This is a genomic window from Dietzia sp. ANT_WB102, from assembly GCF_008369165.1.
GTDB lineage: Bacteria > Actinomycetota > Actinomycetes > Mycobacteriales > Mycobacteriaceae > Dietzia.
The window spans coordinates 1,116,679-1,141,107 of the sequence record NZ_VOBA01000001.1; the positions used below are offsets into that span (position 1 = coordinate 1,116,679).

Annotated in this window: 17 protein-coding genes; 13 read left to right on the plus strand and 4 right to left on the minus strand. The window is 68.2% G+C overall.

What is annotated here, in order from left to right:
* The first annotated feature begins 38 nt into the window (after positions 1-38).
* From FQ137_RS05110 to dcd, 3 genes are all read left to right on the plus strand, one after another.
* Positions 39-851 (plus strand): hypothetical protein, encoded by an 813-nt coding sequence (locus tag FQ137_RS05110; protein WP_149291431.1) that lies wholly within the window; start codon positions 39-41, stop codon positions 849-851.
* A 168-nt stretch (positions 852-1,019) separates the two neighbouring features.
* Positions 1,020-1,796 (plus strand): hypothetical protein, encoded by a 777-nt coding sequence (locus tag FQ137_RS05115; protein WP_149291432.1) that lies wholly within the window; start codon positions 1,020-1,022, stop codon positions 1,794-1,796.
* A complete protein-coding gene (gene dcd / locus FQ137_RS05120) occupies positions 1,777-2,340 on the plus strand; it encodes a dCTP deaminase (RefSeq protein WP_149291433.1) in 564 nt (187 codons plus the stop codon). The genes FQ137_RS05115 and dcd overlap by 20 nt, the downstream gene beginning before the upstream one ends.
* Positions 2,341-2,380: 40 nt before the next feature.
* On the opposite strand, the gene FQ137_RS05125 is transcribed toward dcd, so the two are convergent.
* Together FQ137_RS05125 and FQ137_RS05130 are read right to left on the minus strand one after the other, a co-directional pair.
* Positions 2,381-3,634: a pyridoxal phosphate-dependent aminotransferase gene (locus tag FQ137_RS05125; protein ID WP_149291434.1), complete on the minus strand. Its 1,254-nt coding sequence runs from the start codon at positions 3,632-3,634 to the stop codon at positions 2,381-2,383.
* 71 nt (positions 3,635-3,705) lie between these two features.
* The gene (locus FQ137_RS05130) at positions 3,706-4,770 is read right to left on the minus strand and encodes a helix-turn-helix domain-containing protein (protein WP_149291435.1); all 1,065 of its coding nucleotides are present in this window, start codon (positions 4,768-4,770) and stop codon (positions 3,706-3,708) included.
* Positions 4,771-4,838: 68 nt separating this feature from the next.
* On the opposite strand from FQ137_RS05130, the gene FQ137_RS05135 reads away from it, so the two are divergent.
* On the plus strand, positions 4,839-6,689 hold the full coding sequence (locus FQ137_RS05135) for an NAD(P)/FAD-dependent oxidoreductase (protein WP_149291436.1): 1,851 nt from the start codon (positions 4,839-4,841) through the stop codon (positions 6,687-6,689).
* A gap of 81 nt (positions 6,690-6,770) precedes the next feature.
* On the opposite strand, the gene FQ137_RS05140 is transcribed toward FQ137_RS05135, so the two are convergent.
* Both FQ137_RS05140 and FQ137_RS05145 read right to left on the minus strand, forming a co-directional pair.
* Complete coding sequence (locus tag FQ137_RS05140; protein WP_149291437.1) at positions 6,771-9,941, minus strand: (Fe-S)-binding protein; 3,171 nt, start codon at positions 9,939-9,941, stop codon at positions 6,771-6,773.
* A gap of 174 nt (positions 9,942-10,115) precedes the next feature.
* Positions 10,116-11,744 carry a S1 family peptidase gene (locus tag FQ137_RS05145; RefSeq protein ID WP_149291438.1) on the minus strand — a complete coding sequence of 543 codons (1,629 nt, stop codon included), beginning with the start codon at positions 11,742-11,744 and terminating at the stop codon, positions 10,116-10,118.
* Between the two features lie 263 nt (positions 11,745-12,007).
* On the opposite strand from FQ137_RS05145, the gene gdhA reads away from it, so the two are divergent.
* The 9 genes from gdhA (at position 12,008) to FQ137_RS05190 (ending at position 24,394) form a co-directional block, all read left to right on the plus strand.
* Positions 12,008-13,354, plus strand: coding sequence for an NADP-specific glutamate dehydrogenase (gene gdhA, locus FQ137_RS05150; RefSeq protein WP_149291439.1), 1,347 nt, complete (start codon positions 12,008-12,010; stop codon positions 13,352-13,354).
* Positions 13,355-13,688: 334 nt separating this feature from the next.
* Complete coding sequence (dnaK, locus tag FQ137_RS05155) at positions 13,689-15,548, plus strand: molecular chaperone DnaK (protein ID WP_149291440.1); 1,860 nt, start codon at positions 13,689-13,691, stop codon at positions 15,546-15,548.
* Complete coding sequence (gene grpE, locus FQ137_RS05160) at positions 15,545-16,105, plus strand: nucleotide exchange factor GrpE (protein WP_149291441.1); 561 nt, start codon at positions 15,545-15,547, stop codon at positions 16,103-16,105. The genes dnaK and grpE overlap by 4 nt, the downstream gene beginning before the upstream one ends.
* 159 nt (positions 16,106-16,264) lie before the next feature.
* Complete coding sequence (gene dnaJ, locus FQ137_RS05165; RefSeq protein ID WP_149291442.1) at positions 16,265-17,449, plus strand: molecular chaperone DnaJ; 1,185 nt, start codon at positions 16,265-16,267, stop codon at positions 17,447-17,449.
* The gene (locus FQ137_RS05170) at positions 17,446-17,874 is read left to right on the plus strand and encodes a heat shock protein transcriptional repressor HspR (protein ID WP_149291443.1); all 429 of its coding nucleotides are present in this window, start codon (positions 17,446-17,448) and stop codon (positions 17,872-17,874) included. The genes dnaJ and FQ137_RS05170 overlap by 4 nt, the downstream gene beginning before the upstream one ends.
* Positions 17,875-17,997: 123 nt before the next feature.
* Complete coding sequence (locus FQ137_RS05175; RefSeq protein ID WP_255583651.1) at positions 17,998-19,020, plus strand: iron ABC transporter substrate-binding protein; 1,023 nt, start codon at positions 17,998-18,000, stop codon at positions 19,018-19,020.
* A 157-nt stretch (positions 19,021-19,177) separates the two neighbouring features.
* Complete coding sequence (locus tag FQ137_RS05180; RefSeq protein WP_188064955.1) at positions 19,178-20,653, plus strand: iron ABC transporter permease; 1,476 nt, start codon at positions 19,178-19,180, stop codon at positions 20,651-20,653.
* Complete coding sequence (locus FQ137_RS05185; protein ID WP_149291444.1) at positions 20,650-21,708, plus strand: ABC transporter ATP-binding protein; 1,059 nt, start codon at positions 20,650-20,652, stop codon at positions 21,706-21,708. Before FQ137_RS05180 ends, FQ137_RS05185 begins: the two co-directional genes overlap by 4 nt.
* A 79-nt stretch (positions 21,709-21,787) precedes the next feature.
* On the plus strand, positions 21,788-24,394 hold the full coding sequence (locus FQ137_RS05190; RefSeq protein WP_255584105.1) for an AMP-binding protein: 2,607 nt from the start codon (positions 21,788-21,790) through the stop codon (positions 24,392-24,394).
* Positions 24,395-24,429: the final 35 nt, after the last annotated feature.

Below are 24,429 nucleotides of genomic sequence, written 5' to 3' on the forward strand. Positions count from 1 at the left end.
GTCGGCGGGCGCAACCTTGCAGGAGGTGCGTGGTGGACGTGGATGACCTCACGGAGCGATCAGTCGCCGAGCGGGTGCGAACAGTGCTCGCCAGAGGTGCGGCAGGGACGGTCGAGGCCGGGGTCCTCAGGCGGCCCCTGCGCTCTGCGCGGGTCCGGGACGACGGCGTCGTCGTCCTGGTAGTCGACGTGGCGGGCGTGTCTCGCGACGCTGGCAACGCCGATCGGGTCGTGGGCACTGGCGCTGCCGCGACCGTCGAGATTGTCGACACGGTGTGCACCGGTCGGTGCCGGTCGTCCGCGTCGCGCCCATCATTCGCCCTCGACGGCCGCGCCGCGTCAGGGTCGGAACGTGATGGGGAGTGCGACGACGAGTGCGCTGTGGCCCGGGGTGTGGTCACTCTCTCGGGTATCGTGACCGCCTCTTCTGCAGCACGCAGGCGCAGGTTGGTCACCGCCGACGGCGGCGGGGCAGGCTCGACCGGGGAGGGTGGAACTCTCCAGCTGAGCGAACTGCAGCCCCTGGAGATCACGTACCTCACGTCGGATGGGGTGCACATGGTTGCGCGTGCGGATCTCGCCGCCGCCGCGGTCGACCCGATCGGTGTGGACGAGCAGGTGTGGTTGCGCCGATTGGCGTCCGATGCCGGCCTCGCAGCTCGACTCGCGTTGCGTGCCGGGCGGCAGATCGCGGGCACGCAACCCCGCATCGTGGCGATAGATCGACGCGGGATCGATCTCATGATCGGCTCGACCGCTGGCGTGTTCGGCGAGCGTGTCCGTCTGCCGTTCGCGCAGGTCTGCAGCAATTCCGATGAGGTATTGGCCGAGCTGGCAACGCTGTCGAGCTAGGTCTGGGCGCACTAATTCCCCAAAAGCCCTTGCGTCGAAGGTAAGCCTTACCTAAATTCACTGTTGCGGGTAGTCACGTCCCCGCGTCGGTTCTTTCCGTTCCGGCGCCGCTGAATCACAGGCGCCGGAACGGAAAAGACCGGGACCGCGACGACGAGAGGGTAAGGCATGCGATCACTGGTGGGACCCGTTCCTGAGCCTGCCGAGCGGGCGTGCTCGGCCCTGCGGCGTTGCCCGAGGGCCACACTGGACCCGGGCACCACGACCACAATGGCTCCGGCTCCGGTCGCACTCGTGCATCAGGTCCCGGGAACGAGCCACCTCAACCTGGTCATCCCGACGGCCGACGCCACCGCCATCGGCTCCGGGGGAGTGCGGGCGCGCCTCGAGGTCGTCGACGAGATCCTCGGAGGTGCAGCTCAGGGCCGGCGCCGCCGTTTCGCCGTCGTCGAAGGGCGAGTCGACCAGCTCAGCACGGGCGCCCAACGCCACACCGCCACCCACATCGCGCGCGACCTCCCCGACTCGGCACTCCTGGGCGTCGGGTCCGACTCCACCCTCGTCCGGCTCCGGGCGGAACGGATCCTGCTCACCGACGACGACGGCGTCACCGACATCGCCCCCGACGACCTCGCCACTTCCGGGCCCGACCCCTTCACCGACCTCGAGGGACACTGGCTAGACCACCTCAACGACCCGCGCTGCCAGGTGGTCCCGCGGATCGCACTGCGCGTCTGTCGCTGCCTACCCGCCGTTCGCCCCCTCCTGGTGGGCATCGACCGCGCCGGAGTCGACATCGAACTGGTAGACCGCGAGAATCGCGTCCGTCGCGCGCGGCTGCCGTTCGCCGAGGCGTGCACGTGCGTCACCGAGCTGGGTACCCAGCTCCGTCTGCTCGCCGGGGGCTCGCGGTACCCTCAGGACCGTGCTGCTCTCCGACCGTGACCTTCGTGCCGAGCTCGCCGACGGGCGGCTGGGCATCGACCCGCTCGACCCCGAGCTCATCCAACCGTCGAGCATCGACGTCCGCCTGGACCGGATGTTCCGCGTCTTCAACAACTCGCGCTACACCCACATCGACCCCGCCCAGCAGCAAGACGAGCTGACCGAGCTGGTCGAGGTCGCAGACGGCGACCCCTTTGTCCTCCATCCGGGCGAGTTCGTCCTGGGTGCCACACTAGAGCGGCTACACCTGCCAAACGACCTGGCCGGACGGCTCGAAGGCAAGTCCTCGCTCGGCCGACTCGGGCTGCTCACCCACTCCACCGCCGGGTTCATCGACCCCGGCTTCGACGGCCACATCACCCTGGAACTGTCGAACGTGGCGAACCTGCCCATCACCCTGTGGCCCGGGATGAAGATCGGCCAGCTATGCCTGTTCCGGCTCTCCAGCCCCGCAGAAACCCCGTACGGCAGCGCCGCAGTGGGCTCGAAATACCAGGGTCAACGCGGCCCCACCGCGTCCAAGGCGTACCTCAACTTCCAGTGAGACGGCGGTTGGTCGGAGTCCGCGCGGCTGGCCGCGACCGCTACTGGCGGTAGGACGACAGGAAGTTGCCGATCCGCTCGATCGCCACGCCCAGGTCGCGGGCCGGAGGCAGTGTGACGACGCGGAAGTGGTCGGGATCCGGCCAGTTGAAGCCCGTGCCCTGGGTGATGAGGATCCGCTCGCGCTCGAGCAGATCCAGGGCGAACTGCCGGTCGTCACGGATCTCGTGGACGTTCGGGTCCAGCTTGGGAAAGACGTAGAGCGCGCCCATCGGACGGACGCAGCTCACTCCCGGTATCGAGTTGAGCTTCTCCCACGCGATGCCCCGCTGCTCGTGCAATCGGCCCCCGGGCTCGATGAGCTCGTTGATCGACTGATACCCGCCGAGGGCCACCTGGATCGCATGCTGCGCCGGCACATTGGGACACAGTCGGGTGGACGCCAGCAGTTCCAGTCCCTCGAGGAACCCGGCGGCGTGCGCCTTGGGCCCTGTGATCGCCACCCAGCCCGCCCGGTACCCGGCCACCCGGTACGTCTTGGACAAGCCGTTGAAGGTGAGCACCAGCAGGTCGTGGGCGAGGGTGGCGATCGAGGTGTGCTCGGCCTCGTCGTAGATGATCCGGTCGTAGATCTCGTCCGCGAGAATGAGCAGGCTGTGTTCGCGTGCGAGGTCGACGATCCCCTGCAGGACCTCCCGCGAGTACACCGCGCCGGTCGGATTGTTGGGGTTGATCACCACTATCGCCTTGGTGCGTGGCGTGATCTTGGAGGCGATATCCTCCAGCGACGGGTTCCAGCCATCCTCCTCGTCCGAGAGGTAGTGGACGGGCTTGCCACCCGCGAGCGAGGTCATGGCCGTCCACAACGGGTAGTCGGGGGCCGGGATGAGGACCTCGTCGCCGTCGTCGAGAAGAGCCTGCATGGTCATCGTGATGAGTTCGGAGACGCCGTTGCCCAAGAAGATGTCATTGACGCTGAGGCGGGGAAAGTCGGGCACCAGCTCATAGCGGGTGAAGATCGCCCGCCGCGCCGACAGGATGCCCTTGGACTCCGAATAACCCTGCGCGTGGGGGAGTGCGGCGATCATGTCGCGCATGATCACATCCGGGGCCTCGAAACCGAACGGCGCGGGGTTTCCGATGTTCAGCTTGAGGATGCGATGCCCCTCGGCCTCGAGCTGATTGGCCCTGGCCAGCACCGGCCCGCGGATCTCGTAGAGGACGTCCTTGAGCTTCGAGGACTGATCGAGCGTGCGCGGCTGGCGGAGCGTGCGTCCCGTGGTCTCAGGCGTCATACTTTGCGATTGTGCCACCTTGGCCTGCGTGTCCGGTGTCACGGACTGGGCTACTCGCGCCCGGCGTGCGGTCAGATCCCGTACCGCAGGTCGATGATCGCGGGGATCTCCGAATCTGGCAGGAGGTCGTCCGGATGTTCCACGGAAAGGTAGTCCACGCACTGCCGCTCGTGCGCGGCCAAGCAGTAGGGCTGTGATCCGATGCTTAGTCCGGTGAGCTGCCGCAGTCGGCGGACCTCTCCCCTCACGGTGGTCGTGGCGGCGCCGTCATCGTAGAGCGCCTCGGACAACGCGCGCGCGGACCACGCCTCGCGGGAGGCCAGGAGTGCGAGGAGTTCGGCCCGCCTTGGGGTGAGCGACACCGAGGTCCCATCGGCACGGATCACCGCCGGCCTCCATCCGAGGAGGCGAATCGAGGTGACAGGGTTGCTGGTCTCGGCAGGGGCCGGGTCGTCGGAGCCGGGGGTGGGGGTGCGGAGTTCGTCAGGGTTTCTCGCGGCGAGCAGCGTCTCGGCGAGCCGGACGCCGCAGCGGACCAGTGACACGGTCTCGGCGCACGAGAAGCGCAGAGGGTGGGAGACGTCGAGGACGCCAATTACCCTTCTGTGCGCATCCCTGATGGGACTGGCCGTGCATGTCCAGCCGTGGTGTGCGCGGACGTAATGTTCGCCGGCTGTGGCGTGCGTGAGCGTCCCGACGTCGAGTGCCAGCGAGATTCCGTTTGCTCCGATGCCCCGCTCGGACCAATCCGCGCCCTCGGCGAACGCAATCGAATCCGCCCGGCGAAGCGCCTGCGGACTTCCCGCTCGCCAAAGCACCCGCCCGCGGACATCGGAAAGCACAACCAGGTGCCTTCCTGCAGCGGAGGTATCTGCGAGGCACGCTACGACGTCGTCCGCTACGTGACGGAGGGGGGTGCGGGCCCGCGCCTCCGCGATTTCATCGCGGGCCAGGACGCTCGCCGGGAGTTGCTGGTCGGGACAGATACCGGCGTCGCCGCTGCGCCTCCATGCGTGCAGGACCCGCGAATCCACATCGGTGGGCATCCCGCCGGCCAGGGCGAGCTCGTGTGCCCTGATAGAGCGTGCTGCGAACGTCCCCGGGTCGGAGAACCTCAACTCTGCATGCAACGACATTGCCACCCCCCTCGGAAGAAAGTGTGATCTACGTCATTGCAGAATCTACAGGACGTGGAGGAGTGGACATGACCGAGACTCAGCACACGCGAGTGCCCCGGAGTCGAGAGGGTTCGACCGTCGATGCCGATCGCGCACATGCGGACACGGTGGTCGAACGGTGGTTGGCGGACTTCGACGAGGCGTTACGGGCGGGCGATCCGGAGCGGGCGGCCGAACTGTTCGACACGGACGGGTACTGGCGCGACTTCGTCGCCTTCACATGGAACCTCCGGACGCTCGAGGGACGCGATCAAATCCGCGACATGCTGGTAGCCCAACTGGCGGCGATCTCGCCCAGCGGGTGGGAACTCGACGAGCCCGCCACCGAGAGCGACGGCGTGGTAGAGGCGTGGGTGCGCTTCGAGACGGGGACGGGCCGCGGCTGGGGTCACCTCCGGCTACGGGACGGGCGGGCCTGGACTCTGCTGACGACCCTGCAAGAACTCAAGGGGCACGAAGAGAAAAAGCGTCACAGCCGTGATCAAGGCGTGGAGCATGTCATCACCCGGGGGCGGAAGACCTGGCTCGAGCAGACGACCGAACGCCGGGAGAACCTCGGGTACACCGAGCAGCCGTATACGGTCATCATCGGCGGAGGGCAGGGCGGTATCGGGCTCGCCGCGCGACTCAAACGACTCGGGGTGCCGACCATCGTCGTCGAGAAAAACGAGCGGGCGGGCGACTCGTGGCGCAAGCGCTACAAGTCCCTCCACCTCCACGACCCGGTTTGGTATGACCACCTGCCGTACATCCCGTTCCCCGACGACTGGCCGGTGTTCCCGGCGAAAGACAAGGTCGGCGACTGGCTCGAGCACTACACCGCAATCATGGACCTCGACTACTGGTCCGGGACGCAGTGCATAGGGGCAGTCTTCGACGAGGAATCCGGAACGTGGAGGGTCGAGGTCGACCGCCGAGGCGAGAAGGTCGTACTGCGACCGGCCCAGCTCGTGTTCGCCCTCGGTGTATCGGGCTACCCGAACATTCCGCGGTTCGACGGGGCGGAGGACTTTGCGGGTCAACAATGGCACTCGTCCGAGTTCACGGGTGAGGGCGACGTCACGGGTAAACGCGCCGTGGTGATCGGGTCGAACAACTCTGCACACGACATCTGCGCTGCGCTCTGGGACAACGGGGCGGAGGTCACCATGGTGCAGCGATCCTCCACGCACATCTCGCGGAGTGAATCACTGATGTCTTTGGCGCTGGGGCCCCTCTACTCCGAGGAGGCGCTCGACGCCGGTGTCACCACTGAGAAGGCGGACATGCTCTTCGCCTCGTGGCCCTACAAGCTGCTTCCAGATGCGCAGATCCCCGTCTACGAGCAGATTGCGGAGAAGGACGCGTCGTTCTACCAGCAGTTACGCGAGGTGGGATTCGACCTCGACTTCGGTGAGGACGGCTCGGGCTTGTTCCTCAAGTACCTCAGGCGCGGGTCGGGCTACTACATCGACGTCGGCGCCAGCCAACTCCTGATCGATGGAGAGGTCGCGCTCGAGAGGGGACAGGTGTCGCGAATCCTGCCCGACGGCGTCGAACTCGACCGCGACAGGGTCCTGCCGGCGGACATCATCGTGTACGCCACCGGGTACGGGTCGATGAACCAGTGGCTCGTAGATCTGGTGTCCCAGGAGGTCGCCGACCAGGTCGGAAAGGTGTGGGGTTACGGGTCGGACACAACCCGCGACCCCGGACCGTGGGAGGGGGAGCTGCGCAACATGTGGAAACCGACAAATGTCGAGCAACTCTGGATCCACGGCGGCAACCTGCACCAGTCCCGTCACTACTCGAAGTACCTCGCGCTCCAGCTCAAGGCGCGGATGGAGAACATTCCGACGCCGGTGTACTGGGTGCAGGAGGCGCACCACACCTGCTGACAGCGGGACGTGTCGGCCCCAAATGGCTTCGGCCCGTGATCAGGAATCCTGATCACGGGCCGAAGCGACATCCGGAAGGGGTCAGCCCAATGAGAGGCCGTAGCCGCCGGACTTCTTCGAGCGGGGGATGGCCCCGCCCGTCGACGGCTTCTCCGTGGCGTCCTTCTGTGAGCCTTCATCGGACGCAGGCGCGTCGGTCGACCCGGTCTTGTCGGCGGAACCGGTAGCGGGCTCCTCTGTACCGGTCGGCGCGTTCGTCGTGGGCGCATCGGTCGCCGGTGCGGCGGCCGGGGACTTCGGAGCGCCGGGCGCCTTCGGAGCACCGGGGGCCTTGGCCCCGCCCTTCAGCCCCAACCCGACGGTCGGCTTCGCAGGCGCGGCCGGCGCGGTGTCCGTGGTGGACCCGGCGTCGACGGAATCGCTCTGCGCGGCCGCGGATTCACCCGTGGAGGGTGCGGCAGCCGCCGCCTTGGCGCCACCCGGAGCCTTGGCTCCGCCGGGCGCCTTGACGCCACCGCCGAGTGATAGCCCGCCCGACTTGGGCGCGCCTGCACTGGGCTTGGGAGCGCCGGTAGTGGATGGGGCGGCGCCCTGTGCGGCCTCGCGGGTCTCCTCGGTGCGTTCGGCGTCCTTGACCGCGGACTGCGCCTCGGTCGCGGACTCACCGCTCGCGGCGCCGCCAGGGGCCTTGGGGGCGCCGGGAGCCTTGCCGCCGCCGCCGAGCTTCAGGCCACCCGACTTGGGGGCGCCCTTCGAATCGGTGGCCGACGGGCCGGCCTCGGCGGCGCTGGCTGCACCACCGCTACCGGCGGCGGCAACCTCGGCCCCCTCGCCGCTGTCGATGACCGCGTTGTCCGGCGCGGCCTCGGCGGGGGCGGCGGGTGCGGAGGCCTTGGCGGGCTCCGGCCGGGCGGCGTCGCTCTCGGACTGCTCGGCCTCCCGCTCCGCTGCCGTCTTCTCGCGTTTGGGCTGTTCGAGCCACGCGGCCTCGCGCGGCTCGGGCAGGCCACCGTCGCGGGAGACGGACTCCAGCAACAGCTGGGCCACGTCCACGACCTCGACCTTGCCCTCCAGCTCGGTGCCGTCGGTCTGCGCGGTGGCGCCGTCCGAGAGCATCACCCGGCAGAACGGGCAACCCGTGGCGATCTTGGTGGCCTTGGTCGACAGGGCCTCGTCGACACGGTCGATGTTGATCCGCTTGCCGACCGTCTCCTCCATCCACATGCGCGCGCCACCGGCGCCACAGCACATGGAGCGCTGCCCGTGACGGGGCATCTCCGTGAGGGTCACGCCCGAACCGTCCATGAGCTCGCGCGGGGCCTCGTAGACCTGGTTGTGGCGGCCGAGGTAGCAGGGATCGTGGTAGGTGACGCCCCCGTCGATCGGGGCGACCGGCACGAGGCGCTTCTCCCGCACCAGACGGTTGAGCAGCTGGGTGTGGTGGACCACCTGGTAGTCGCCACCCAGCTCGCCGTACTCGTTCTTCAGGGCGTTGAGGCAGTGGGCACAGGTCACGACGACCTTGCGCTGCGTGGCCGGGACACCGTCGAACGCATTGTTCATGGTCTCGATGTTCTGCTCGGCGAGCATCTGGAACAGGAATTCGTTGCCCGCACGGCGGGCCGAGTCACCGGTACAGGTCTCGCCCTGGCCCAGCACCGCGAACTTCACGCCAGCGGTGTGCAGCAGAGTGGCCACGGACTGGGTGGTCTTCTTGGCACGGTCCTCGAAAGCACCGGCACAACCGACCCAGAACAGGTACTCCGTGTCGGAGAAGTCCTCGATGTCGGACCCGATGACCGGGATGTCGAAGTCGAGCGACTTCATCCAGTCGTCGCGGCCGGAGTTGTTCTGGCCCCAGGGGTTGCCCTTGTTCTCGAGGTTCTTGAACAGGCCTGCCAGCTCGGTCGGGAACTCCGACTCGATGAGCACCTGGTAGCGACGCATGTCCACGAAGTGGTCGACGTGCTCGATGTCAACGGGGCACTGCTCAACGCAGGCACCACACATGGTGCAGGACCACAGGGCTTCGGGGTCGATGATTCCGGCAGCGGTCGGGTCGTCGTTCACGTCGGCGGTGGTGGGGCCCACCAGCGGACGCTGAGCCTCGAGGCGGGCGGCCTCGGGGATCTTGGCCAGCTTCTTCTCGTCCGGGTTGCCGTCGGCGTCGACCAGTCCGACCTCCTCGCCCATGACGGTCTTGCCGCCGGCGAGCAGGTACGGAGCCTTGGCGGCGCCGTGATCGCGCAGCGACATCATCATGAGCTTGGGACTCAGCGGCTTACCGGTGTTCCAGGCGGGGCACTGCTCCTGGCAGCGGCCACACTCGGTACAGGTGGAGAAGTCCAGCCAGCCCTTCCATGAGAAGTCTTCGATCGCGCCGGCGCCCAGCTTCGGCTCGAAGTCCTCGTCCTCTTCGGTGAGCTCCTCGACCTTCTCCATGGTCAGCGCGACGCCGTCCATGGTCATGGGCTTGAGGGCGCCCAGCGCGGTGCGGCCGTCGGCCTCGCGCTTGAAGTAGATGTTGAAGAACGCGGAGAAGCGGTGCCAGGCGACGCCCCAAGTGATGTTGCGGCCTACGACGTACAGCCAGATCATGCCGGTGAGCAGCTTGATCAGTGCGAAGATCGAGACCATCAATTCGTTGGCCGGCAGGATCGTCGACAGCGGGCCGGTGACCCAGTCGGTGGCCCAGTGGAAGTCGTTGCCGTCGGCGGCCTGCAGCGAGAGCTTGCCGGCCTTGACGAAGATCATGCCCAGGCCCTCGAGGAGCACGACGGCCTCGACGAAGTAGGCGGCCTTACGGTCGGAGCCGACAAAGCGGTTGAGGCCGCGGCGCTGGTTGATTTGGCGGATGATGATCAGCACGGTGATGCCGATGACGGTGCCCAGTCCCAGGAACTCGTCGATGACGTGGTACCAGGATTGATCGGACAACCAGGGCCAGCCTCCGCGAGGGTTGAACGTCTGGATGTAGGCCTCGAACCAGACGATCGAGCCGAGCAGGAAGCCCACCATGACGAACCAGTGGAAGAAGCCCACCGAGCGTTTCCGCGCCATCCGGGTGTGCGCGGCGACCTCGACGATGACGTTCTTCAACCTGGGCAGGACCGGCCGGAACCGGTCGAAGCCGTCTTTCTGCCCCACGAGGATGCTGCGCACCATCCGCGTGACGCCGCCTATGAAGGATGCCCAACAGAACAGACTGAGCAGGACGCCGATCGTCCCGAGTGTGATGGTCACGCCTGACATGGTTCGCGGCCTTTCGTCGCACTTCTCGACGCACGAGCACTCACAGGACCCTGAGGGCGCCCGTCGACTGTGTCGAGGTCAAAGGTAAGCCACGCGGGCCCCGTTTGCCGAGTTGAGGCTGCCCTTACCGGAGCAGGCTCCACTGGCCGACGGGGCCCGCGTGTGAAGAGATGGTCAGTTGGTGCGCAGCGTCAGTCCGGGGTGCGCCGCGAGCACGTCGGCGATCGGGACGGCGGAGAGGCGCGGGGTGAACCCGGCAGTACGAGCGACCGCGTCGGCGTTCGCGCAGGTACCGGTGTCGGCGACATTGGACGCGCTGGAGATTCCCAGGGCCCGGTCGCCGGAGAAGACGACGCCGCCGCTGTCGCCGGGCAGTGCGCACAGGTCGACGGTGAAGGCGTTGGAGATCGTGCGCGAGCCCGCTACGTCGATCGCGGTGCCGACCTGCGAGATCGTGCCGCAGGAGAATCCGGTCCGGAAACCTGTCTTGCAGGCCTTCTGGCCGACGACCGGGTCCGCGGTGCCGATGATCTCCTGGGTGCTGTCCGGCCCGGAGCCCACCAGGTTGGTGCGGAACCGATCAGCGGCATCGTCGTCGATTGCGATGAGGGCGGTGTCGATGTTGTCGCGGGTGGTGCGGGTCATCGTTCCGAATTCCTCGCCGTCGGACAGGGCGGCACGGGTGCCGTCGGCGCCTGCGCAGTGGGCGGCGGTGATGACGACCGGCTTGCCGTTCAGTTCACCGTTGAATCCGGTGGAGCACTCAAGGATCCCTCCCGGGACGCCGACCTGGTAGGCGGTGCCGCCGACGAGCGGCCCTGCCGGTGCGGGGGCCACCTGGATGGCGCGACGCTGATCTGCGGGCACGGGGGTGGCGGGATCGGACATGGTCTGGCCCATCATCCCGTCGATGATCGACCCGGTACCGGGGGTCAGGCCGGCCAGGAGGTCGATGACCGTGCGCATGGGGCCCTCGGGGATGAGGCCGGTGTCGTTGAGCAGCGCGAGGCTCCCGAGCGAGCCCGAGTCTCCACCGCTCCCGGGCGCAGCCTGCGGCCCGGCGCCGGCACCGCCTCGGGTAGTCGCCGGTTCGAGGCCGTCCATGGTGGGCGCTCCGTCGGACTGGGTGCCGCCCTCGCTACCGAACGGGGCCGTGTCGAACGCGGGGTCGGGGGCGTCGATCATGTCGACCTCCGCCAGGTCGCGCAGGCGGGCGTCGAGGTTGCCGAGCTGCGCAGCGTCTCCGCCGTGGGTCGTGACGACGACCGTGTTGCGGCTGGGATCGACGCGGACGTCGGTGACGAGCTCGCGAAGGTCGCCGGGGAAACCGTCGACGATCTTGACGACCTGACGCTCTCGAGCCGCGAGCTCGCTCGTGGTCAGGGCCACGTCCTTGACGGTGAACCCGGCGCGGGTGGCCTCCGAGCGCAGTTCGTCGCCGGGCGCGCCCGTGACGACGCCCACCAGGCCGGTGCCCGCATCGTCGAGCCAGACGCCGCCGAACGACTCCTGGAACTGCTGCTCCCACCGCGGACGGGCCTCGGAGAGTCGCTCCCCGATCCCGGCCTGGGCCAGGAACTGCTCGGGAGTGAGTCCGAGATCACGGCGCAGTGCCTCGACGAGCGAGCTGAGTTGCGGTCCGAGCGCGTCCGTCAATGCGGGCAACGGTTGCGCGACGGCGGGCTGGGCGGCGCCGGTGGGCGGTGCCCCGGGCGTGGGGGAGGGGCTCGCGCCGGCGGGGGTCGCGGTGACCACCAGCGCCGCAGCGGCGGCGACGGCGGCGAACTTCGAGGTGATACGCATGATGGCCTTCCGGGATGCGCGGCTGGGCGACGGCGGGTCGACCGGACGCGGATCGGTGTGTCACGCCAGATTACGGAGATGCGACTAGTGAGTCCAGTGTGACACGTGTGATTCATGAGGTTGGGGCGGTCCTTCATGAGGTAGAGCTGAGTCGAAGATTTGGAGCCGCTGCCGCTAGGCTGCCTCTTCGGCAACGGCGCGCGCGTCTTCATCAGGAAACTGACGCACGCGTCTTCACCAGAGACTTATCGACCGGAGGTCCCATGTCCGACGCCGACGCTGCGCTGCACGACGCCCTCGAGTGTGTGGTGCGACGCAACCCCGGTCAGCACCTTTTCCGACAGGCCGTCCACGAGGTGTTGGAGTCGCTCGCTCCCGTCGTGGCGCAGCATCCCGAGTACGTCGAGGGCGGGATTCTCAAGCGGATCATCGAGCCCGAGCGCGTGATCTCCTTCCGCGTGCCGTGGGTCGACGATGCCGGCGTCATTCAGGTGCAGCGTGGATTCCGCGTGCAGTTCAGTTCCGACCTCGGCCCGTACAAGGGCGGCCTGCGCTTCCACAAATCGGTGGACGAGGACACCCTGAAGTTCCTCGGCTTCGAGCAGGTATTCAAGAACGCCCTCACCGGCCTCGGCCTCGGCGGCGGCAAGGGTGGCTCCGACTTTGACCCGCACGGCAAGAGCGACGCCGAGGTCATGCGGTTCTGCCAGTCGTTCATGGCCGAGCTCGCCCACCACATCGGTGCCGATCTCGACGTGCCGGCCGGTGACATCGGCGTGGGCGCCCGTGAGATCGGGTACCTGTACGGCCAGTACCGGAAGGTGACCGGCCGCAACGAGGCGGGCGTCATCACTGGCAAGGGAGTCGGATACGGCGGCTCCTGGGCGCGCACCGAGGCCACGGGCTACGGACTCGTCTACTTTGTCCGCGAGATGCTCCGCGACACCGAGTACAGCCTCGAGGGGGCCCGGGTCGTCGTCTCCGGCTCCGGCAACGTCGCGATCTACGCGGCCAAGAAAGCAGCGCAGCTCGGCGCGACCGTCGTAGCCTGCTCCGACAGTCAGGGTTACATTCTCGACGAGGATGGCCTCGACCTGGACCTGCTCGCGGACATCAAGGATGTCCGCCGCGAACGGCTCACCGCGTACGCCGAAGAGCGCGGCAACTGCAAGTACGTCGCCGGGCGATCGGTGTGGGAGGTCGAGTGCGACATCGCGCTGCCCTGTGCCACCCAGAACGAGCTCGACGGCGACTCCGCGCGACTCCTGGCAGACAACGGGTGCCGGGTGATCGCCGAGGGTGCCAACATGCCGTGTACCGAGGAGGCTGTGCAGGTGATCCACGAGCGGGGCATTCTGTTCGGGCCCGCCAAGGCCGCTAACGCCGGCGGAGTGGCCACCAGCGGTCTCGAGATGCGTCAGAACGCCGGGCGACTGCTGTGGGACTTCGAGCGGGTGGATTCCGAACTGGACCGGATCATGACCACGATCCATGCCACCGCGGCCGCCACCGCCGAGGAGTACGGCGTCCCCGGGGACCTGGTGGCCGGAGCCAACATCGCCGCGTTCCGCAAGGTTGCCGACTCCATGCTCGCGCAGGGCGTCATCTGATCTGTTCCCGGTAGCGGCACGACTCGTCATACCCTTCCTTCCCTCGCGTGAACTCCCTCCAGTGAAGAGCGTTCCGGACACCACCTCGACGGGGTGGGACCGGGACGCTTTTTCTCTTCTTGAGTCGGGCTGGCTCAATTATTGATGTGAAGTGCGCCACTCATGGAATCATTTCGACAGGGTGAGAGTTATACCGGTCGACAAACCTCAGCGAGCCAGACTCAACTCAGGTTGACTTGGCGGCCTCCCGGCAGGCAGGGTGGAGCCATCGATCCGAGCCTTGAGCCGGGTCCGCTTAATGAGATCCCGCATTCGTCAGTAGAAGGAGAACACCATGGGACGTGCAGTAGGTATCGACCTCGGCACCACCAACTCGGCTGTCGCCGTCCTCGAGGGCGGCGAGGCCAACGTCATCGCCAACGCCGAAGGTGCGCGCACGACCCCGTCGGTCGTTGCATTCGCCAAGAACGGCGAAGTCCTCGTCGGTCAGCCGGCGAAGAACCAGGCGGTCACCAACGTCGACCGCACGATCCGCTCGGTCAAGCGCCACATCGGCACGGACTGGAAGTCGGACTCGATCGACGACAAGACCTACACCCCGCAGGAGATCAGCGCCCGCACGCTGCAGAAGCTGAAGAGGGACGCCGAGTCCTACCTTGGCGAGGACGTCACAGACGCCGTGATCACCGTGCCGGCGTACTTCAATGACGCCCAGCGTCAGGCGACCAAGGACGCAGGCCAGATCGCCGGTCTCAACGTCCTGCGGATCGTCAACGAGCCCACCGCGGCCGCCCTGGCCTACGGGCTCGACAAGGGTGACAAGGAACAGACCATCCTGGTCTTCGACCTCGGTGGCGGAACGTTCGACGTCTCCCTGCTCGACATCGGTGACGGAGTCGTGGAGGTTCGCGCGACCTCCGGCGACAACCACCTCGGTGGCGACGACTGGGACCAGCGGATCGTCGATTGGCTGGTCGACAAGTTCAAGGCGCAGAACGGCATCGACCTGACCAAGGACAAGATGGCCCTGCAGCGTCTGCGTGAGGCCGCGGAAAAGGCCAAGATCGAGCTGTCCAGCGGACAGTCCACCTCGATCAACCTGCCGTACATCACGGTCGACGCGGACAAGAACCCGCTGTTCCTGGACGAGACGCTCTCGCGCGCCGAGTTCCAGAAGATCACCCAGGATCTGCTCGACCGGTGCCGCCAGCCGTTCCAGGCTGTAGTCAAGGACGCCGGCATCGCGGTCGGCTCGATCGACCACGTGGTGCTGGTCGGCGGCTCGACCCGTATGCCCGCCGTCACCGACCTGGTCAAGGAGCTCACCGGCGGCAAGGAGCCCAACAAGGGCGTCAACCCGGACGAGGTCGTGGCCGTGGGTGCCGCGCTGCAGGCCGGCGTGCTCCGCGGTGAGGTCAAGGACGTGCTCCTGCTCGACGTGACCCCGCTGTCGCTGGGCATCGAGACCAAGGGTGGCGTGATGACCAAGCTGATCGAGCGCAACACCACCATCCCGACCAAGCGCTCGGAGACCTTCACCACGGCCGACGACAACCAGCCGTCCGTGCAGATCCAGGTCTTCCAGGGCGAGCGCGAGATGGCGGCGCAGAACAAGCTGCTCGGCTCGTTCGAGCTGTCCGGCATCGCCCCCGCGCCGCGCGGTGTCCCGCAGATCGAAGTCACCTTTGACATCGACGCCAACGGCATCGTCCACGTCACCGCCAAGGACAAGGGCACCGGCAAGGAGAACACGATCATCATCCAGGACGGCTCCGGCCTGTCCAAGGAAGAGATTGACCAGATGATCAAGGACGCCGAGGAGCACGCCGCCGAGGACGCCAAGCGTCGCGAGGAGGCGGACGCCCGCAACCAGGCCGAGTCCACGATCTACCAGACGGAGAAGTTCGTCTCGGAGAACGAGGACAAGATCCCGGCCGACAAGAAGGACTCGCTCCAGGCCGCGATCGCCGAGGCCAAGACCGCCCTCGAAGGCTCGGATGTCGACGCCATCAAGTCCGCGGTCGAGAAGGTCAACACCGAGGCCCAGGCCGTCGGACAGGCCATCTACGAGGCCTCAGCGGCCGAGGGCGCCGAGGCCGGCGACGCGTCGGGCGCGGGTTCGGCCGACGATGATGTCGTGGACGCCGAGGTAGTCGACGAGGACGATCCCGCCGGGAACGGTGAGGCCAAGTGACCCGCCCCGAGGAGAGCGACGCCTCCGAGAAGGCCGCATGGGCCGGCGCTGACGCCGAGGCCGAACAGGCCGCCGAGGCGGTCGAGGCCGAGGTCGTCGACGACGGCACCGCGCCTGCCGGCGACGCGCCGGCCGATGATTCGACCGCCGAATTGCAGACGCAGCTCGACGAGCGAACCGCGGACCTGCAGCGCGTGTCGGCGGAGTTCGCCAACTACCGCCGCCGCGTCGAGCGCGACCGCCAGTCGATCATCGACACCGCCAAGGGCACGGTCCTGACCGAGCTGTTGACGATCGTCGACGACCTCGACCGGGCCGAGGCGCACGGTGACCTCGCGGAGGGGCCGCTCAAGGTCTTCGCCGACAAGGTCCGCGCGCTGCTCGCCTCCCAGGGTGTCGAGGCATTCGGCGAGGAGGGCGACGCGTTCGACCCGGCCGTCCACGAAGCCGTGCAGGACGAGTCCGAGGGCTCCGAGCCCGTGCTGGGCACAATCCTGCGCAAGGGCTACCGCCACGGTGAGCGGACCTTGCGGACGGCGATGGTCGTCGTCCGCTGAGTCACCAGGCTCACCTCCCGGCGTGCGGGTGCCGCCCGAGAAATCTCGGGTAGCACCCGCACGCCGACCCACTCCGGACGCACCGGGGAACTGAGAGACTTTTACACCTGACACGGTTCTACAACTGATACATCGAGAGAAGAAGAAGGGAGGCGTCAGGTGAGTCAGCGCGAATGGGTCGAGAAGGACTACTACGCCGAACTGGGCGTCTCCAAGTCCGCCACCCAGGACGACATCCGCAAGGCCTACCGCAAGCTCGCGCGGGAGAACCACCCGGACTCCAACCCGGGCAACTCGGCCGCGGAGGAAAAGTTCAAGCGGATCAGCGAGGCCAACGACGTCATCGGTGACCCGACTCGGCGCAAGGAATACGACACGTTCCGTGCCCAGGTCTCCTCCGGCGGGTTCAGCGGTTTCGCGCCCGGCGGCGGCGCCAGGTACACGTCCACCGGCGGGGACTTCGACTTGGGCGACATCTTCGGCGGCGCCGGCGGCGGAGCAGGCGGCGCCGGCGGGTTCTCGGACCTGTTCGGCGGCCTATTCAACCAGGCCCGCCCGGGCAGCGGCGGGACTGGACGCGGCCGGGCGGAACGCTCGCGCGGAGGACAGGACGTCGAGACGGCCCTGACCCTGACCTTCCGCGAGGCAGCCCTCGGGGAGACGGTCCAGATCAAACTCTCCTCGGCCTCGCCCTGCCTGGTCTGCCACGGAAGCGGCGCCAGGCCGGGGACCAGCCCCAAGGTGTGCGGAACCTGTCACGGAGCGGGTGTCGTCCAGCGCACCCAGGGTGCGTTCGGCTTCGCCGAACCCTGCACCGACTGTGGCGGAACCGGGTCCAAGATCGACGATCCGTGCACCGAGTGCGCAGGGAGCGGCGTCACCGAACGAGCCCGCACCATCAACGTCAAGGTCCCCGCCGGCGTCCAGGACGGCCAGCGCATCCGACTCTCGGGTCAGGGTGAGGCGGGGTTCCGCGGGGCGCCCTCGGGAGACCTGTACGTGACGGTCACCGTCCAGAAGGACGCAGTGTTCGACCGCGACGGTTCCGACCTGCTCGTCGACCTACCGGTGTCCTATCCGGAGCTGGTTCGCGGCGCCCAGGTGTCCGTTCCCACGCTCACGGGACGAGTCACCGTGAAAATCCCGGCCGGTTCGAGGGATGGGCAGATCCTGAGGGTGCGCGGCCGCGGAATCGCCCGCAAGACCGGAACTGGTGACCTCAAGGTGACTCTCCGGGTGGCCACGCCCCCTGCCGGGATGGCCGAGACCGAGCTCGCCGCTTACGACGACGCGTTGCGCGCCGCCGGCTTCGATCCACGGTCGGGCTGGGCAGGCTCGGCATGAGCCCCCGGCGGGACGTCGGAGAGCTCGGGCCCGACGACAGCGTCCTGGTGATCTCGGTGGCCGCCGAACTCTCCGGCCTGCACGCGCAGACCCTGCGCACCTATGACCGGCTGGGGATCGTCACCCCCGAGCGCACCAGCGGCGGCGGGCGACGCTACTCGCTGCGGGACGTGGCGATGCTCCGTGAGGTCCAGCGCCTCAGCCAGGAGGAGGGCGTCAACCTCGCCGGCATCAAGCGGATCATCGAACTGACCAATCAGGTCGATGCCCTACGCAGCCGAGTGTCAGAGCTGGTCGACGAGGTTAGCGATCTCCGGCGCCGCTCGGGAACGGCCGGGCGGGCCGGTGGTGAGCTCGTCCACGTGCCCAGATCGACGTCGGTAGTGGTGTGGAGTCCACGCCACAGGCGCGGGGATCACGACTGATCCGGAGGGGCCGGGCACCCGGATGTGCGATGTTCCGCACACAATTACTGAGGATAGGCTAACCGATGGTAAGTTGCGTGTGTTCCTGACGACGCACCATTCGTAGCCTGCTTGGAGGCCTCCGTGACGCTCCGTTCCCGAGCCCTCGCCGCGACGATGTCCGGAGTGCTGATCGCATCGCTCTCGGCGTGTGGACTCTCCGGCGGCGATGACGACGCCCTGGTGGTGTACAACGCCCAACACGAGTCGCTCACGCGCGAGTGGGCCGACGCGTTCACCGAAGAAACCGGCGTGAAGGTCGAACTTCGCAACGGCAGCGACTTCGACCTGGGTAATCAGCTGGTTGCCGAGGGCGACGCCTCGAAGGCCGATGTCTACCTGACGGAAAACTCCCCGGCGATCTCGATGGTCGCGGACAAGGGGCTGCTTGCGCCGGTGGAGGATCAGTCCCTCGCCCAGGTCCCCGAGCAGTACCGTCCGTCGACCGGGGACTGGGTCGGGATAGCCGCCCGCTCCACGGTGTTCGTGTACAACGAGCAGGCTGTTGCCGAGGAGGACCTGCCCAAATCGTTCGCAGATCTCGCGACCCCGCGTTGGCAGGGCAAGTGGGGTGCCGCCCCGGCGGGCGCGGACTTCCAGGCCATCGTCTCCGCGGCACTCGAACTCTCGGGGGAGCAGCAGACCCGCACGTGGCTCGAGTCGCTGCGCCGACCCGACGGGGGATTTTCCACCTACAAGGGCAACAAGCCGATTCTGGCCGCCGTCAACGCGGGCGAGATCGACGGCGGGGTCATCTACCACTACTACTACTTCGGTGACCGCGCGGGCACCGGGGAGTCCTCGCAGAACGTCGGACAGTACTACTTCCGCAACGGTGGGCCCGAATCCTTCCTCTCGCTCTCCGGAGGGGGAGTCCTCGGCACCGCGCCGCATGCCGAGGAAGCCCAGCGCTTCCTGGCCTTCATCACCTCGCAGAAGGGCCAGGAGATCCTGCGGGACTCGTCCTTCGAATACCCGGTGGCATCAGGCGTGTCCGCTGCCCCGGAGCTCGTGCCACTGCCGGAACTCAACGCCCCGGACGTGGACCCGGCAGGATTGAACGGCCCCGCCGTGACCGACCTGCTCACCTCGATCGGTCTGGCCTGATCCGCGCGTGACCACGCTCGCGCCCCGCCCGCCCGCGACATCGGGCGAGTCTGCCCTGCAGCCCGAGCGCGCGCCATCCCCACGCGACGGAGGCAGGCGGCGCGCAGGACGGACCGGCCGACGGGCTCCGGTGGTCCTTTTGCTCGGAGTGGCCGCGTTGACCGCGCTGTTCCTCCTGCCAATCGGCTACATCGTGTGGCTCACGATCGACATGGGGATCGACCGTGTCGGGGAACTGATCCTGCGCGAGCGTGTGCTCCACCTCCTGTCGTCCACGACTGCGCTGGTGGCCGTGACTGTGCCACTGACGGTGGTGATCGGCGTGGCCACTGCGTGGCTGGTGGAGCGGACGGCGCTGCCGGGGCGACGTGTCTGGGGAGTGCTCTTCGCCGCCCCGCTGGCTGTCCCGGCGTTCGTGACCAGCTACGCGTGGCTCGGGGTCGACCCGACGATCGGTGGGCTCAGCGGTGGAGCGCTCATCGCGGTGTCCTCGTATTTTCCGCTGGTGTACCTCCCGGCGGCGGCGACACTCCGATGGATCGACCCTGCAGAGGAGGAGGTCGCGCGTTCGCTCGGGCTGTCCCCCCTGCGGGTTGCCGCACGAGTGATGCTGCCGCAACTCCGACTGGCCGTGCTGGGCGGGGCACTGCTGGTGGCCCTGCACCTGCTGGCCGAGTATGGCGCCTTTTCCATGATCCGGTTCGACACCTTCACTACCGCCATCGTCGATCAGTATCAGTCGACGTATGCCTCCGAGGCCGGTGGGATTCTGGCCGGGGTGCTGGTGCTGCTGTGCCTGCTCTTGCTCATGGGGGAGGCCTCGGCCCGCGGGCGGGCCCGGTACGCCCGCCTGGGGTCCGGTGCGGCGCGTCGCTCTGCGCCCGTGCAGTTGGGCGCATGGACGGTGCCGGCTCTGCTGGGATGCGGCGCGGTGGTCGGGGTCTCCCTCGGAGTGCCTCTCTTCGTGGTGATCCGCTGGCTCGTCGTCGGTGGCGCCGACGTGTGGACCGACCCTCGGCTCGCCGAGGCGTTCGGCCAGTCGGTGGGGTACGGCTTCTACGGCGCCGCCGGGTGCGTGGCGCTCGCCCTGCCGGTGGCCTGGTTGACGATCCGCTACCCGGGCCCCGCGGCGCGACTCGTGGAAGCCTGCAACTACGTTGCCAGTTCACTGCCGGGGATCGTGGTGGCGTTGGCGCTCACCACCGTGTTCATCCGGGTATTGCCGCAGCTATATCAGACCGTTGTGATGGTGCTGGCGGCATACGTTCTGCTGTTCATTCCGCGAGCGGTGGTCACGCTGCGTGCCGGTCTGGCGCAGGCACCCGAACGACTGGAGGAGGCCGCACGGGCACTGGGGCGCCCACCACTGGTCGCGGTCTTCACGGTGACGCTGCGGAGAATGCTGCCCTCGTTCGTCGCCGCCTTCGCGTTGGTGTTCCTGGCCGTGGTCAACGAACTCACCGCGACGTTGCTGCTCTCGCCGGCCGGGACGAGCACGCTCGCGACCCGCTTCTGGTCTCTCGGACTGGATCTGGACTACGCGGCAGCGGCACCGTTCGCGCTCATCATGATCGTGATGAGCGCCCCCATGACGTATCTGCTGCTGCGTCAGACCGCGGCGGGCAAGCCATGACCCCCCGGACAGTCGGCCGGGAGTTGAGCGTCCGCGGCCTGCGCAAGTCCTTCGGGGACCGGACGATCCTTCGGGACATCAACCTCGAGGTCCCCGCGGGTGATTCGGTGGCTGTGGTCGGTCCGTCGGGATGTGGGAAGACGACGCTGCTGCGGATCATCGCCGGGTTCGAACGCCCGGACGCCGGGAGCGTCCGCCTGGGCGAGCGCGAACTCGTCGGGGCACACCGTGCCGTCCCCGCACACAAGCGTCACATCGGGTATGTCCCCCAGGATGGCGCGCTGTTCCCGCATCTCACCGTAGGGGGCAACGTCGGATTCGGACTGCCCCGCCGGGAGCGCACGCCCGATCGGATCGCGGAACTACTCGACCGCGTCCACCTTGATCCCGCCACGGCTCGGTGGCGCCCCGATCAGCTATCGGGCGGGCAGCAGCAGCGGGTGGCCGTCGCGCGGGCGTTGGCACAGTCCCCGCACGCCGTTCTGCTGGACGAGGCGTTCTCCGCCCTGGACGCGGGCCTGCGCGCAGAGATCCGGTCCTCGGTCGCGGAGATCCTCCGCGCCGGGGGCGTGACGACCGTGCTGGTGACGCACGATCACGAGGAAGCCTTGTCCTTCGCTGATCAGGTGGCCGTGATGCGCGACGGAAAGTTTGCCCAGGTGGGTACGCCCCGCGAGGTCTATCTGGAGCCGGTGGACCGGGCCACCGCCGAGTTCTTCGGGGACATGGTGCGGCTGGAGGGGGATGCCCGCGACGGAGTGGCCGCCACCGCGCTTGGGCCGGTCAGGCTCGTCGGTGACGTGGCAGATGGTCGGGTGGCGCTGTCCGTACGGGCCGAGCAGGTGCTGCTGGGCTCGGTCTATTCCTCAGCCGCCAGGGGCGTCGTGCGCGACTGCAGGTTCCTCGGCGCATCCGTGCGGTGCCTGGTCGACGTGGATGGTGCAGGGACGGTGGCGGCCCGCTGCCGACCCCAGGACGCGCCCGTGCCCGGTGACGCGGTCGGGCTCACTGTGGTCGGCCAGGGGTGGGTGGACCGACTCACTCCTGATCGGTGAGCGGCTCGACTCACCAGGTGGCCGATCGCTCGGGGGGCACTGACGGAGCAGTGATGCCGAGGGTGGAGTTCACGTGACGATGACACTGACGCAGCTGGACCGCGCACTGCGGCCGCACGCCCTTGTCTCGCTTCTTGACGGGTGGGGCAGCGCGGTCGCCGTGATCGCGGACGAACAGGCGCTCACCTACGAGCAATTGGCCCGACGTATCCGCGATCGCGCGGCGGAATTCCCGGCCGTCACGACGGGGCGTCGGATGATCGGGGTCGTCGCCACCAACTCGGTGCCGTTCCTCATCGACTATCTCGCCGCCCTCGAGGCCGGGCACGCCGTCCTACTGCTGCCGCCCGGCGGTGCGGCCACGTCCACCCTCATCGAGTCGTGGGCTCCCGATCTCGTCGTGGGCGCCGGGGAGCGGATCCACGACTCCGGGCATGCGGCTCCGCGTCACGAGCTGCATCCCGACCTCGCGCTGCTCCTCAGCACCTCCGGCTCCACCGGCACGCCCAAACTGGTGCGGCAGTCACGCCAGGCGGTGCTGGCAAATGCCCGGTCAATCGCCCACTACCTGCACATCACCTCCGACGACCGCGCCATCACGACCCTGCCTCCGCACTACTGTTACGGGCTGTCGGTGATCCACAGTCACCTGCTTGTCGGGGCCTCGATCGTCCTCAACGAGGCGTCGGTGTCCACTCCCGAATTCTGGGACCGGGCACTCGCCCACGACGTCACGACCTTCGCGGCGGTCCCCCACACGGTCGAGTTGCTCGAACGCGTGGGATTGGACCGGCTCGACGAGCTGCCGCTACTGCGGTACCTGACCCAGGCGGGTGGTCGACTGGCGCCCGCGGCCGTCCGCCGGCTCGCCGAACATCTCGAGTCCCGCGGCGCCCACCTGGTGGTGATGTACGGCCAGACCGAGGCGACGGCCCGCATGGGATACCTGCCGCCGCACCTGGCGCGCACCCGCCCCGAAGCCGTGGGGGTGGCGATCCCCGGCGGATCGTTCCGGGTCGATGTTCGCGGTGACGGCGAGGAGGGGGAACTCGTTTATCGCGGTCCGAACGTGATGATGGGGTACGCCCGCTGCTCGGCCGACCTGGCCGGCGGGCCGGAACTGGAGGAACTGCGCACCGGGGACTTGGCGCGCATCGCCGACGACGGCCTGGTGGAGATCGTCGGCCGGCTGGGGCGCGAGGCGAAGATCTTCGGCCATCGGATCGATCTCGGCCGGGTGGAGGCGTCTCTAGCCGAGAGCGGCATCGATGCCTGGTGCGTGGGGGAGTCTGATCGGCTCGTCGTGGTGATCAAGGAGTGGAACGACGGCCGGAACACGAGGGCGGCCGCGTCCCGGGCCTCCGGGCTGCCCGCGCCCACGATCGACATCCTCGAAGTGGCCGAACCGCCCCGTACGTCCGCGGGGAAGGTCGACAACGCCGCGCTGCGGGAGCTGGTCGCAGCGAGACCGCGGGCCGCCGATACCGGGTCGGCGGATCCGCCGAGCACGCTCGTGGCCCGGGCGCTCGCCCTCACCGACCCGGACCCCGCTGCCACGTTCGTCGACCTCGGTGGGGATTCGCTGACCTACGTGGTGCTGTCCACTCGGCTGGAGGAGCAGGTCCCGGGCCTCCCTCGGGACTGGCACCTGCATTCGCTGCGCGAACTCGACGCACTGGCCCGGTTGTCCGCGCCCGAGCTCGGTCGCCGATGGCTACCGTGGAGGTCTTGGCCCCGCGTCGACATCTCGGTGGTCCTGCGTGCGGTGTTCATCCTCACCATCGTCGGCACCCACACCCGTGCGCTCGCGATCATCGGCGGCGCCCACGTGTTGATCGCACTCACCGGGTATTCGATGGCGCGATTCCGTCTCCAATCACCCGACGCGCGGCAGCGGGCGCGGGGAGTCCTGCGCACGGCGGGGAGGATCGCGGTACCCGCCGTGCTCTGGCTGGCCGTGACCACCCCGTTCACGAGTCGCTACCACTGGTACTCACCGTTGTTGGCGACCAACATCGTCGGCCCGCACTCGTGGTGGGCGGATCGGTGGTGGAATCCGTGGCAGATGTGGTTCATCGAGGCCGTTGTCTACGCGCTCGTGGCGGTCGCGGCGCTTATGTCGATCCCGGCCGTCACCCGGCTCGACCGGCGACTACCACTCGCGCTTCCGGCCCTCATCGTGGCCGCGGGGCTCACCGTGCGGTTCCGGGTCATCGATCTCGGGGGCGGGCCGCAAGTGTGGTACTCCGCCGCCGCCGTCGCGTGGTTGTTCGGTTTGGGATGGGCGATCGCCCGCAGTGACCGGATGCTGACGCGCCTCGCGTGTTCGGTGGTCGCGGTGGCGTGTGTTCCCGGCTGGTTCGGTGACCCGGGGCGCGAAGCCGTGATCACGGTGGGTCTGCTGGTGCTGATCTGGATGCCCGCGGTGCGACTTCCGCGCCTGCTCGTCCGTCTGCTCACACCGCTCGCCGCCGCCTCGCTCTTCATCTACCTCACCCACTTCCTCGTCTACCCGCCGATCCGGGACGCCGGCCACCCGTGGCTGTCGATGGCGGTCTCGTTGGCTGTCGGGATGATGGCCTGGTGTCTGTGGGAACGGGGGACCCGCGCGCTGGCGTTGTGGCGGGGCGCGCGGGCTGTCGGCCCCGGGCGTCGGCTCCGGGGCGCCCCGACCCGGCACGGGTAGCGTCGGGTCACCGACACACGAGACCGACAGACGAG